The organism is Lachnoanaerobaculum sp. MSX33 (assembly GCF_000512995.1).
Classification (GTDB): Bacteria; Bacillota; Clostridia; order Lachnospirales; family Lachnospiraceae; genus Lachnoanaerobaculum.
This window is the reverse complement of record NZ_AZXX01000025.1, coordinates 23,483-36,856: the sequence shown is the minus strand read 5'-3', so window position 1 is coordinate 36,856 and position 13,374 is coordinate 23,483. Positions and strand designations below refer to the sequence as shown.

Below are 13,374 nucleotides of genomic sequence, written 5' to 3'. Positions count from 1 at the left end.
ATAAAAAAATAAAATAATGCTTGACATTAGGAGTATTATTTTATATACTTACATAGCGTTAAACGTGACGGGATCTTAGCTCAGCTGGGAGAGCATCTGCCTTACAAGCAGAGGGTCACAGGTTCGAGCCCTGTAGGTCCCATTTTTCATGTTAAGCATGAATACAATCATATGGCGACGTAGCTCAGTTGGCTAGAGCATACGGTTCATACCCGTAGTGTCGAGAGTTCGAATCTCCCCGTCGCTATTTACTTATGTCTGACTTCGGTCAGACTTTTTTATTTGTTTTGATGTCAAGTGTTGTGGGCTTGATTTTTGAGGGCACAGAAAAAAACAGTCCCGAACTCACGAACGGGAGTTTGGGACTGTTTTATATAAAAATCAATTATTAAAACTCAAAATATCTCATTACATTATTATATGAAATATTCTCTACAAGTTCTTTTAAAGCTTTCTCATCATTCGGATACTGACCGCTTTCAACCCATTCACCTATAAGCTGGCAGAGTATTCTTCTGAAGTACTCATGTCTTGTATATGAAAGGAATGAACGTGAGTCTGTAAGCATACCGTTAAAGTTTCCTAAGCAACCAAGTGCGGCCAAAGACTTCATCTGAGCTCTCATGCCTTCGTAGTGATCGTTGAACCACCATGCAGAACCCTGCTGAACTTTTCCTGCGATACTTGAATCCTGGAAGCATCCGATTATTGTACCGATAGCGGCATCATCATTCGGATTAAGGGAATAAAGTATTGTCTTTGGAAGTTCACCTGTTACATTTAAAGCATTAAGGAAGTCTGCCAGCTGATCTGCAGGAGCATATCCGCTTATAGCATCAAATCCTGTATCAGGACCGAGTTTATTGAACATTGCAGTGTTGTTGTTTCTCTTACAACCGAAGTGAAGCTGCATTACCCAGTTCAATCTATGATATTCTTTTCCGAGTGCCAGTAAGAGTGCAGTTTTAAACTTGTACTGCTCTGTAAGACTTACGTCCTCGCCTGCAAGTCTTTTCTTTAATATAGCATCAACTTCGTTCTCACTTGCAGGAGCATAGTATACAAAGTCAACACCGTGATCTGATACGGAGCAACCGTTGTTATGGAAAAACTCCAATCTGTTCTTCAATGCTTCCTTAAGAGAGGCAAAGTCTTTTACAGATACACCGCTTACTTCGGAGAGCTTTGCAATATATTGTGCAAAATCAGGCTTTTCAATATTTGTAGCCTTATCAGGTCTCCATGCCGGAAGCACTTTAAATCCAAGGTCTTTGATCTCTCTAAGTTTGATATGCCATTCAAGAGAATCTATAGGATCGTCTGTAGTACATATAACCTTAACATTTGAATTTCTGATAATATTTCTTACACTTAATTCATCTGTGGCAAGTTTTTCTTTTGTGAGATTCCAAACCTCATCAGCGCTTTCAGGATTTAGATGACCTTTAAAGCCGAAATACTTTTGAAGCTCAAGATGTGACCAATGATAAAGCGGATTACCTATAAGCTTCGGCAATGTAGCGGCCCATGCATCAAACTTTTCTCTGTCAGATGATTCACTACCTGTTATAAGCTTTTCATCCACACCGTTTGATCTTATCTGACGCCACTTGTAATGATCGCCGCCAAGCCATACCTGAGTGATATTATCAAATTTTTTATCCTCATAAATCTCCTGTGGATTTATATGACAGTGATAGTCAACTATCGGCATCTTCCCGGCATAGTCATGATAAAGATGTTTTGCTGTTTGTGTATCAAGTAAGAAATCCTGATCCATAAAATTCTTCATGTTAACCTCCTTAGCCAAACGGCTGTATAAAGTAAAATTTATAAATAACTACATTTACAGTAGTCATATGCATATTAAGTTTGAGAATATTAATTTTTTGATTTAAAAGTATCTCTTTCTATAATAGACGGCTCAAGTATACAGATGTTTTCAGGGAATTGTCCGTCAAATACCTCCAAAAGAGTTTTTACACTGTGACTGCACAAATCAAAAAGCCTTGAGTCAACAGTGGTAAGCTCGGGATATGATATTTTTGAAAAAATCGAATTGTCATATCCTATTATTGAAAGTTCATCAGGAACCGAAATACTGTTTTGCTTTGCAAATTTTAATGCTGTCATCGCTAGAAAATCATCTGAGGCAATTATACCGTCGGGTAAAAAAAACTCTTTGGTAAACTTTTCAAGCGAGAGAGTAATATTTTCTATATAATTTTCCTCACATAAAAGAGTTGCATAGTTTTCACTTTTGATTTTCAGTTCTTTACATCCTGCTGTAAACCCGTCCAGCTTTCTTTTGGCGGATTGAGATGTTGAATTGTAAAGAAAGAGCAAATTACTTTTGCCACTATTATATAACATACTTGTGCTTATTTTTGTAGCATTAAAATCATCATAATAAGAACAATATATATTCTCACCTTCTAAAAATCCGTTTATTAAAAATATCGGCAAGGATTTTGCTGTACTTTTTATCAGATTTTTATTGTCATTTGCGGATATATATTTTGAACCTATCATAATAACGGCATCCACACTTTTTGAGATAAGTATATTTATATATTTTTTGAGATTCTTTGTATCATAGCCGCTGCAACATAAAAGTGAGTCATAGCCGTTTTCCCTGAGCATTTTCTCAAAATAGGACAGAGCTCTTGCCACATAGATATCGGAAGGGTTTGAACATAATATTCCTATGGTCTTCATAGTGTTCAGTCCAAGCCCTCTGGCAAATACATTCGGAGTATAGCCAAGCTCCTCCATAATATCATGAATTTTTTTTCTGGTCTTTTCACTGACCTTCGGGCTGTCATTGATAACTCTTGATACTGTAGCTATGGAGACATTTGCCCTGTTTGCAATATCATAAATATTCATAATTCACCGGTAATATAAAAAAATATAAGCTTTATAAATTCATTCGTTACAATCTACATCCATCTTGACAAGGAATAAAAATCCCATGTATAATGCGATTGTAAACGCTTACATTTATTATAAACTCAATATGAGTATTTGGCAAGGAGATAAAGGAAATGGATTATATCAAAATCAATGATTTGGATAATGTATGTGTGGCATTGAATACATTGCCAAAGGGAGAAAGAATCACAATCGGAAGCGAAAGTGTAGAGACAAACAGTGAAATTCCTGCCGGACATAAGGTGGCACTTAAGGATATAAAAGCCGGTGAGGATGTTATAAAGTACGGAAACAGAATCGGAATTGCAAAAGAGGATATAAAAGCCGGTGACTGGATACATACTCATAATATAAAAACAGCACTTGGTGATTTACTTGAATATAAATATATTCCAAAGGTTAAAGAGATAAAAGAAACCGCTCATGAAACCTTCCTCGGATTTAAGAGAAAAAACGGCAAGGTGGGAGTTAGAAATGAGATATGGATTATTCCGACAGTAGGCTGTGTCAACAATGTGGCACAGGCAATTGAAAGAAGAGCAAAGTCACTTATAAAGGGAAGTGTGGAAGATGTAATAGCTTTTGTACATCCATATGGCTGCTCACAGATGGGTGACGATCAGGAAAATACCAGAAATATACTTGCGGATATGATAAATCATCCTAATGCGGGAGGTGTACTTGTACTGGGGCTTGGCTGTGAGAATTCAAATATTCCTTTGCTTAAAGACTATCTCGGTGATATAGATGAAAACAGAGTGAAATTTTTGGTATCTCAGGAAGTTGAAGATGAGATAGAAACCGGACTTTCCCTTATAGAAGAGCTTATAAATAATATAGCCGATGAAAAGAGAGAAGAAATAGATGCAAGCGAACTTATAATCGGGATGAAATGCGGAGGATCTGACGGACTTTCCGGAATAACAGCAAATCCTATAGTAGGAGAGTTTTCGGATATTCTTATATCAAAGGGAGGAAGCACAATACTTACGGAAGTACCGGAGATGTTCGGAGCGGAAACTCTTTTGATGGAAAGATGTAAGGATGTGGAGACTTTTGAAAAGACTGTAGCTCTTATAAATGATTTTAAAATGTATTTTAAAAATCATAATCAGACAATTTATGAGAATCCGTCACCGGGAAATAAGGCAGGAGGTATATCCACGCTGGAAGATAAGTCTTTGGGCTGTACACAGAAGTCCGGAAGTGCTAAAGTGGTAGATGTACTTGATTATGGAGATACCGTAAAAACAAAGGGACTTAATCTGCTTTCATCACCGGGAAATGATCTTGTTGCCGCTACGGCGCTTGCAATGAGCGGAGCTCATATAGTGCTCTTTACCACAGGAAGGGGAACACCTTTTGCCTCACCGGTTCCGACATTAAAGATTGCTACCAACTCAAGACTTGCAAAAGGCAAGGAAAATTGGATAGATTTTAATGCCGGAAGAATGGTTGAGGATAAAACCAAGGAAGAGCTTGCAAACGAGCTTTTCAAATTGGTGCTGGATGTGGCAAGCGGAAAGAAAGTAAAGTCTGAAATTGCGGGATTCCATGATTTTGCAATCTTTAAACAGGGAGTAACTCTTTAATGAAAATAAATCGGACCACTGAAAGAAGTATACAAATAATGCAGCTTATAGCTAAATCCGGAGAAGGTCTTGAAATGGATGAGATTTGTGAGAAGCTATCCATTCCGAGAACCAGTTGCTATGACATACTGGTAACTTTGGTTCATATGGGAATGCTTGAAACAATCGACGGAGTTAAAAGAATTTATAAGATAGGTATAAATGCTTACAGAATAGGTATGAGCTATACAAATAACAGAAATATTTCTGAAATCATAGCCCCTGCACTGAAGGAGCTTTCAAAGGAATTGCAAAAGACCTGCTTTTTCGGTGTGATGGAAGGTAATAAAATAGTATATATATCAAAGTGTGAGCCGGAAAATCCTATAATAACCACGGCGACTATAGGTACCAAGAATCCTGTATATAATACTTCTCTTGGAAAAGCCATACTCTCTACTATGAGTGAAGACAAAATAAGAAGTATAGCAAAGGAAATTGATTTTAAACCTGTAACAAGATTCACTCTTACAGATGCGGATGCTCTTGTAAAGAATATTGAAATATCAAAAGCAAGGGGATTTGCACTGGATGAGAGAGAACTTGAGGAGCATATGGAATGTGTCGGTGTACCGATATTTGACGAAAAAAGAGAGTGTATAGGAGCTATCTCGGCTTCAAGCCTTTACAGAAAAGATGAGGACTATATTGCGCTTGGAGAGATATTAAAAAAACGTGGATTGGAAATATCAAAATCTTTAGGTTTTATGCCTTGACAATGATAAAAAAGTTAATTACAATCAAGATATCGCAAATATGAATTGTTATTCGTATATACGAATATTGATATATTATTTATGGAGGTTCAAATGAGAAAAGAACAGGTTCTTACAAGAATGAAAGAAGATTGTCTGGTTGCCGTTGTTCGTGCAAAGAACAAAGAGCAGGGTGAGAAGGTCATAGATGCTATTGTTGCAGGCGGAATCAACTTTATTGAGATTACTATGACTATGGACGAAGGAAATCCTGTAGAGTTTATACAGTTTATGTCTGAAAAGTACAGAAATAATGAAAAGATAGTTATCGGTGCAGGTACTGTACTTGATCCTGAGACAGCAAGAGCTGTAATTTTGGCAGGTGCAAACTATGTTGTAAGTCCGGGACTTAATGTAGAGACAATTAAGCTTTGCAACAGATACAGAGTTCCTATGCTTCCGGGTGTTATGTCACCTACAGAGGCTATCACAGCTCTTGAAGCAGGATGTGATATCATAAAGGTATTCCCGGGAAATGTAGTGGGACCGGGTGCGATCAGCTCATTTAAGGGACCTCTTCCACAGGGAGATTTCATGCCGAGCGGCGGTGTGGACGTTGACAATGTAGATAAGTGGTTAAAGGCCGGAGCATGCGCCGTAGGTACAGGTTCATCACTTACAAAGGGTGCGGCTACAGGTGATTTCGCAGCTATAACAGCAAAGGCAAAGGAGTTTGTTGAGGCGGTAGCGGCGGCAAGAAAGTAATATTTTATTTTGAACGGAGAAAATATGGCAAAGATAGTTACAATGGGAGAGATAATGCTCAGATTATCAACTCCAAACAATGAGAAGTTTATTCAGGCTGATGAGTTTGATATCAATTATGGCGGTGGTGAGGCAAATGTTGCCGTTTCACTTGCAAACTATGGTCATGAAGCGGATTTTGTAAGTGCATTACCGAAGAATCCTATAGGTGATGCGGCTATTGCAACTCTTCGCAAGTACAATGTCGGAACAAAGCATATCTCAAGAAGCGGTGAGAGAGTGGGCATCTACTTCCTTGAAACAGGTTCAGCGATGAGAGCTTCAAATGTAGTATATGACAGAGCACATTCTTCTATTTCTACAGCTAAGGTGGATGAGTTTGACTTTGATGAGATTTTCAAAGATGCGGATTGGTTCCATTTTACAGGTATTACACCTGCAGTTTCAGACAGTGCGGCAGAGCTTACAGAGGCTGCTCTTAAGGCTGCCAAGAAGGCCGGAGTTACAGTATCTGTAGACCTTAACTTCAGAAAGAAACTCTGGTCATCAGAGAAAGCAAAGAAAATAATGACAAATCTTATGCAGTATGTAGATGTATGTATCGGTAATGAAGAGGACGCCGAGAAGGTTCTTGGATTTAAGCCGGGCAACACAGATGTTACAGCAGGAGAACTTGAGCTTAACGGATATGTGGATATCTTCAATCAGATGTGTGATCAGTTTAAGTTTAAATATGTTATAAGCTCACTTCGTGAGAGCTTCTCAGCTTCAAACAACGACTGGTCTGCTTGTATCATGGACGGAAGCACAAGAGAGTTCTATCACTCAAAGAAATACCATGTAACTCCGATCGTAGACAGAGTCGGCGGCGGTGATTCATTTGCAGCAGGAGTTATCTGCGGACTTTGCGATAAGAAAGACTTTAAGTCGGCACTTGAATTTGCTGTAGCCGCTTCAGCACTTAAGCATACAATCCCTGGAGATTTCAACCTTGTAACAAGAGAAGATGTTGAGAGCCTTGCAGGCGGAGACGGCTCGGGTAGAGTGCAAAGATAATCAAAGTTTATATGTATTTTCCTATAAAAAGGAGCCGGCGAGTGGCCGGCTCTGTTTTTATTGGATCTTTCTCTTTTTTAGTGTCACTTCTGTGACATATATTAATGTTGAATAACTATATTCCCTACAGTTTCAGTACTACTTAATGATGATTAGGTAATCAATGGAGAAGTGGTTAGAGTATATCTTCGGAGGATTAAGAGTTTTTATGAAAATATGACAATACATGTCCGGTTATTGTGATATAATAATTATAGGAGATGTTAAGACGATGAAAGATAATAGGCTGTTTAGGATACTATATTATATTCTGGAAAAGGGAAAAGTTACAGCAAGCGAACTTGCTGATAAATTTGAGGTATCAGTCAGAACAATTTATAGAGATATTGACTCTATCAGTAGTGCAGGTATTCCCGTTTATGCGTTGCAAGGAAAGGGTGGTGGAATAGAAATTGCTGAGGATTTTGTTCTTAGTAAATCACTACTGTCTGAAAACGAGAAACAACAAATTATGTCAGCTCTTCAAGGATTGGATAATACCGCAATACAGCATGAGAATGAGCTTTTAACAAAACTTTCCGCACTCTTTAAAATGAAAAATACCGGTTGGATAGAGGTTGATTTTAATAATTGGCAAAACAATAAGCTGTATGAACAAACGTTTAATGATATTAAATCTGCAATTTTAAGTAAAAACATTATTTCATTCACATATTTTAGCAGTAATGAAAAAGAAACAAGTAGAAGAGTTAAACCCGTTAGACTACTTTTCAAGAGTCAGGACTGGTATCTATATGCTTTCTGTTTACTTAGAAATGATTTTAGATATTTCAAATTGTCCCGTATAAAGAATTTAGAAATCCATACTGAAAAGTTTGATGACAGCTTTGAAGATACAATTCTCAAGAAAGAAATGCCACACGAGAACACGGTGCATATAAAAGTTAAGTTTGATCGTAAAGTTGCTTTTCGAGTATATGATGAGATAAACGGAGAAATCATAGAAGATAATGATGGAAATTTATATTCAGAAATAGAAATAACGAATGACTATAACCTATACAATTATATTTTTTCTTTCGGAGATGGAGCGGAAGTATTAGAACCGAAAGAGATACGAATGCAGATTAAAGAAATGATAAATAAAATGGCAGAAAAATATATAATATGACAAATGGTGTCAAGTATCCTCCTGTATAATAAAATTAACCAGATGTAAAGGGAGGACCTGATAATGAAATATGAGTGGAGAAAACAAGAAAAGAATCTTTATGGCGTAAAGCAAAAACCTGTCATTGTAGAAGTGCCAAAGCAAAAATTTGTTTTGGTAAAAGGTAAAGGCAATCCGAATGAAGTAGATTTTTCAGATAGAATATCCGCATTATATTCTCTTGCTTATGCCATTAAAATGTTGTTTAAAAATACAATGAAAAATAAAACTGATGACAAGATTACAGATTTTATGGTATATCCACTAGAGGGATTTTGGAAAAAAGTAAATGGAGAAGAGCTTGATAAAAATAAACTGGAATACACATTGATGATTAAACAACCTGATTTTATTACACAAGAAATATTCACAAAGGCACTTGAGAATATAAAAAAGAAAAAGACTAATGCATTGTATGATGAGATAAGTTTTAGAGAAATAGAAGAAGGTAAATCCATTCAGATTTTACATGCCGGAAGTTATGATGATGAGCCAAAATCATTTGAACGGCTTAATGAATTTGCAAGAAAACTTAATCTTAGAAGAATAGGTGATTTTCATAAAGAAATATACTTAAGTAATAAAAACAGAACAACAGAAGAAAAACAAAAAACCATATTAAGATATTCAGTGAAATAGGGGGAATTTGTTATGCCAAGACCAACGACAAAAAATGATTTAATGACTGCTGCTAAGGAAAACTATGAAAAGCTAAATTTACTTATTTCAAAGATGACAGAGGAAGAGTTAAACACACCGTTTGATTTTTCAAAAGATGAAAAGAAAAAAGAAGCTCATTGGAAAAGAGATAAAAACTTAAGAGATGTTTTAATCCATCTCTATGAATGGCATCAGCTTATTTTGAATTGGGTACATTCCAATCAAAAGGGAGAAGAAAAACCATTTTTGCCTGAACCGTATAACTGGAAAACTTATGGAGATATGAATGTGGAATTTTGGAAGAAACATCAAAATACTTCTCTTGAAGACGCAATTAAAATGGTTCATAAATCACATAGTGATGTATTAGCGTTAGCTGAAAAATTTACAAATGAAGAACTCTTTTCAAAAGGTGTTTATAAATGGGTCGGGGGAAGTGCGCTTGGTTCATACTTTGTAAGTGCAACTGCAAGCCATTATGATTGGGCAATAAAAAAGATTAAAGCGCACCAGAAAAATGTGAATCAAAAATAATTGGAATAGGATAGTAAAGTGCATTTTACAAAAGTAAAAGTTATATGTAAATGATACAGAAATATAATGTAATATATTTTTTATATCACGGTGATAATTTTCTGAAACAATAAGTCTATAATGTTCCATCATTTAATCCCTCTCGAAGACGTTTCATGGACTCCTCAAAACTTAATGTATGACCGTTTGAAAAGTCATCTTCGCTTTTTTCGAAAAGTTTGAAATATCATATTGACAAAAAAATAACAATATAGTATTATCTAACTGTGTTAAAAAAATAACGAAATATTCATTTTATTATGTCGGAGGAAATATGGCAGATAAGAATTTTATTGTGGATAATATCGATAACTTAAGTATCAGGATGAAAGAGCTGAGAGAAGCTCAGAGAGAATTTGCGACCTATTCTCAGGAACAGGTTGATAAAATATTCTATGAGGTAGCTATGGCTGCCAATAAAGAGAGATTCTCGCTTGCGAAGATGGCGGTAGAAGAGACCGGAATGGGAGTTTTGGAAGATAAGGTTATCAAAAACCACTATGCTGCAGAGTATATTTACAATGCATATAAGGACACTAAGACATGCGGAGTGATTGAAGAGGACAATATTTTCGGTATAAGAAAAATTGCCGAGCCTATAGGTGTTATAGCGGCTGTTATTCCAACAACAAACCCTACATCGACAGCTATATTTAAAATCCTTTTGGCACTTAAGACAAGAAATGCCATTATAATAAGTCCACACCCAAGAGCAAAGGATTGCACAAACTATACAGCTAAATTTCTGTTGGAAACAGCTGTAAAAGCGGGCGCTCCAAAGAACATTATAGGTTGGATAGATGTACCTTCACTTGAACTTACAAATGAAGTAATGCATGAGGCTGATATTATACTTGCGACAGGCGGTCCGGGAATGGTTAAATCAGCTTACTCATCAGGTAAGCCTGCAATAGGTGTAGGTGCGGGAAATACTCCGGTTATCATTGATGAAACAGCTGACATTAAGATGGCTGTAAACTCAATAATACATTCAAAGACTTTTGATAACGGAATGATTTGTGCTTCGGAGCAGTCTGTTACCGTAATGGAGAGTATATATAATGAAGTAAAAAAAGAGTTTGCATACAGAGGTTGTTATTTTCTGAAGAAGGACGAGCTTAATAAGGTAAGAAAGACTATTATTGTAGGCGGATCACTAAATGCCAAGATCGTTGGACAGTCTGCATTTAAAATTGCGGAAATGGCAGGTGTAAGCGTACCTGAAAGTACAAAGATACTTATCGGTGAGGTGGAGTCTGTTGATATAAGCGAAGAGTTTGCTCATGAAAAGCTTTCACCTGTACTTGCAATGTATAATGCAAAGACATTTGATGAGGCTATAGCTAAGGCTGAAAGACTTGTTGCAGACGGTGGTTACGGACATACATCAGCTATTTATATAGATGTAAATGAGAAGGAAAAACTTGCTATTCATGAAAGTGCAATGAAAACTTGCAGAATACTTGTAAATACTCCTGCGGCTCATGGCGGTATCGGTGATTTGTATAACTTCAAGCTTGCACCTTCACTTACTTTAGGTTGCGGTTCATGGGGTGGAAACTCTGTTTCAGAGAATGTAGGCGTAAAGCATCTTATAAATATAAAAACTGTAGCACAAAGGAGAGAGAACATGTTGTGGCTTAGAACTCCTGAAAAGGTATACTTTAAGAGAGGTTGTCTGCCTGTAGCGCTTGATGAGCTTGGAAATGTAATGCATAAGAAAAGAGCGTTTATAGTAACAGATACATTCCTTTATAAGAACGGATATACAGATGTTATTACAAAGAAACTTGATGAGATGGGTATAAGACATACTTGCTTTTATGATGTAACACCGGATCCTACACTTCAGTGTGCAAGAGAGGGTGTAAAGGCAATGGCTTCATTTGAGCCGGATGTAATTATAGCGCTTGGTGGAGGTTCTGCTATGGATGCCGCAAAGATAATGTGGGTTATGTATGAGCATCCTGAAGTTAACTTTGAAGACATGGCAATGGACTTTATGGATATCAGAAAGAGAGTATATAAGTTCCCTAAGATGGGTGAGAAGGCATACTTTGTTGCTGTTCCTACATCATCAGGTACAGGTAGTGAGGTTACTCCTTTTGCCATAATTACAGATAAGGATACAGGAATAAAGTGGCCTATAGCAGACTACGAGATTCTTCCGAATATGGCGATAGTGGATGTTGACAATATGATGGATCAGCCTAAGGGACTTACAGCCGCATCAGGAATTGACGTACTGACACATGCTCTTGAGGCATATGTATCAATAATGGCTACAGATTATACAGACGGACTTGCATTAAGAGCGATGAAACTTGTGTTTGATTACCTTCCTTCAGCATATGAAAACGGAAGTGCAGACCCGATTGCAAGAGAGAAGATGGCGGATGCTTCATGTCTTGCAGGTATGGCTTTTGCAAATGCATTCCTTGGTATAAACCATTCAATGGCACATAAGCTCGGTGCATTCCACCATATAGCACACGGTCTTGCAAATGCCGTTATTCTTACAAGAGTAATGAGATATAATGCGGTAGATGCACCTACAAAGATGGGAACATTCTCACAGTATGAGTATCCTAAGGCAAAAGCAAGATATGTAGAGGCTGCTAAATACTGTGGCGTAACAGGAAAAAATGATGATGAGATATTTGAAAACTTTATAATTAAAATAGAGGAATTAAAGAAAATTATAGGAGTAAAAGAGACTATAGCACTTTATGGTGTAGAGGAAAAATACTTCTTGGACACATTGGATGAGATGAGCGAGCAGGCATTTAATGATCAATGTACTCCGGCAAATCCGAGATATCCGCTTATAAGCGAGATCAAAGAGCTGTATTTGGACGCTTATTACGGTAGATAATATAAATTTGAGCGTATTGTATTAGACTTAATTTTAGAAAGGAGACGGATGTATTATACATCTGTAAAAAAGTATGGATTTGATAAATAAAAAGCTTATTTTAGAGAGACCGCATAAGAAAGTATATGAAACCGACGATTGCATTATTAAGGCGTTCAGCGGTGACCATCCGAAATCTGATGTATTTAACGAGGCACTGAATCAGGCAAGAATAGAAGAGACAGGTCTTAATGTTCCGAAGGTGCTCGCTGTAGAAGAAATGGACGGCGGATGGGCAATAGTAATGCTTAAGAAAAACGGTAAGACTTTAAAAGAGATCATGGAGTCCGACAAGGAAAATACAAGAAAGTATATGGAGATGTTTGTGGATATACAGCTTGATATTCATTCAAAATCATCACCGCTGCTTAACAGAATGAACCTTAAGTTCGGCAGACAGATAAATGAGTTAAAGGATCTCAATGCAACCATCAGGTATGAGCTTTTAACAAGGCTTGACGGAATGAAAAAGCATACAAAAATATGTCATGGAGATTTCAACCCAAGTAATGTGCTTATAGGAGAAGACGGTGAAGTTTCAATAATTGACTGGTCACATGCCACTCAGGGTAATGCTGCCGGAGATGCGGCAAATACCTATCTCTTATTTGCTCTTACAGATAAGAATCTTGCAGATATGTACATGGATATTTACTGTGAAAAGTCGGATACGGCAAAGCAGTATGTACAAAGATGGCTCTCCATAGTGGCTGCACAGAGATTATCAAAGCATATAGAGGCGGAGAAGGAACTCTTGATGCAATACATTGATGTTGTAGATTATGTTTAGGTAAAAATCAATACTAACCCCATTCTGTTATAATAACAGGATGTTCCAAATTCAATATAAAAAGAGATTGTATACAATTTACAATTGCGTACAATCTTTTTTTAATGTATAATGTACCTTCATATAAAGAAAGGAGAAGATGTGTA

Annotated in this window: 11 protein-coding genes and 2 tRNA genes; 11 read left to right on the top strand and 2 right to left on the bottom strand. The window is 36.8% G+C overall.

The features are described from left to right. Positions 1-69 precede the first annotated feature (69 nt). Positions 70-142, top strand: a tRNA-Val gene (locus tag HMPREF1495_RS02550). A 31-nt stretch (positions 143-173) separates the two neighbouring features. Beyond that, positions 174-247 (top strand) — tRNA-Met (locus tag HMPREF1495_RS02545). A 141-nt stretch (positions 248-388) separates the two neighbouring features. Here the strand turns inward: HMPREF1495_RS02545 and uxaC are convergent. Together uxaC and HMPREF1495_RS02535 are read right to left on the bottom strand one after the other, a co-directional pair. Further along, positions 389-1,792 carry a glucuronate isomerase gene (gene uxaC, locus HMPREF1495_RS02540; protein WP_034211784.1) on the bottom strand — a complete coding sequence of 468 codons (1,404 nt, stop codon included), beginning with the start codon at positions 1,790-1,792 and terminating at the stop codon, positions 389-391. An 89-nt stretch (positions 1,793-1,881) separates the two neighbouring features. Then, positions 1,882-2,889 carry a LacI family DNA-binding transcriptional regulator gene (locus HMPREF1495_RS02535; RefSeq protein WP_034211782.1) on the bottom strand — a complete coding sequence of 336 codons (1,008 nt, stop codon included), beginning with the start codon at positions 2,887-2,889 and terminating at the stop codon, positions 1,882-1,884. A gap of 158 nt (positions 2,890-3,047) precedes the next feature. On the opposite strand from HMPREF1495_RS02535, the gene HMPREF1495_RS02530 reads away from it, so the two are divergent. From HMPREF1495_RS02530 to HMPREF1495_RS02490, 9 genes are all read left to right on the top strand, one after another. Next, on the top strand, positions 3,048-4,526 hold the full coding sequence (locus tag HMPREF1495_RS02530) for a UxaA family hydrolase (RefSeq protein WP_034211780.1): 1,479 nt from the start codon (positions 3,048-3,050) through the stop codon (positions 4,524-4,526). Continuing rightward, the gene (locus tag HMPREF1495_RS02525; protein WP_034211778.1) at positions 4,526-5,281 is read left to right on the top strand and encodes an IclR family transcriptional regulator; all 756 of its coding nucleotides are present in this window, start codon (positions 4,526-4,528) and stop codon (positions 5,279-5,281) included. The genes HMPREF1495_RS02530 and HMPREF1495_RS02525 overlap by 1 nt, the downstream gene beginning before the upstream one ends. Positions 5,282-5,374: 93 nt before the next feature. Beyond that, positions 5,375-6,025, top strand: coding sequence for a bifunctional 2-keto-4-hydroxyglutarate aldolase/2-keto-3-deoxy-6-phosphogluconate aldolase (locus HMPREF1495_RS02520; RefSeq protein ID WP_009663817.1), 651 nt, complete (start codon positions 5,375-5,377; stop codon positions 6,023-6,025). A gap of 24 nt (positions 6,026-6,049) precedes the next feature. Beyond that, on the top strand, positions 6,050-7,081 hold the full coding sequence (locus HMPREF1495_RS02515) for a sugar kinase (RefSeq protein ID WP_034211775.1): 1,032 nt from the start codon (positions 6,050-6,052) through the stop codon (positions 7,079-7,081). Positions 7,082-7,352: 271 nt separating this feature from the next. After that, positions 7,353-8,252 carry a helix-turn-helix transcriptional regulator gene (locus HMPREF1495_RS02510; RefSeq protein ID WP_034211773.1) on the top strand — a complete coding sequence of 300 codons (900 nt, stop codon included), beginning with the start codon at positions 7,353-7,355 and terminating at the stop codon, positions 8,250-8,252. A 63-nt stretch (positions 8,253-8,315) separates the two neighbouring features. Beyond that, positions 8,316-8,930 (top strand): GyrI-like domain-containing protein, encoded by a 615-nt coding sequence (locus HMPREF1495_RS02505; protein WP_034211771.1) that lies wholly within the window; start codon positions 8,316-8,318, stop codon positions 8,928-8,930. Positions 8,931-8,942: 12 nt separating this feature from the next. Further along, entirely contained in the window at positions 8,943-9,485 is a 543-nt protein-coding gene (locus HMPREF1495_RS02500) for a ClbS/DfsB family four-helix bundle protein (RefSeq protein ID WP_007595900.1), read from the top strand. A 313-nt stretch (positions 9,486-9,798) separates the two neighbouring features. Beyond that, on the top strand, positions 9,799-12,399 hold the full coding sequence (gene adhE / locus HMPREF1495_RS02495; RefSeq protein ID WP_034211770.1) for a bifunctional acetaldehyde-CoA/alcohol dehydrogenase: 2,601 nt from the start codon (positions 9,799-9,801) through the stop codon (positions 12,397-12,399). Positions 12,400-12,472: 73 nt separating this feature from the next. Next, positions 12,473-13,228, top strand: coding sequence for an aminoglycoside phosphotransferase family protein (locus tag HMPREF1495_RS02490; RefSeq protein WP_034211769.1), 756 nt, complete (start codon positions 12,473-12,475; stop codon positions 13,226-13,228). The last annotated feature ends 146 nt before the right edge of the window (positions 13,229-13,374 follow it).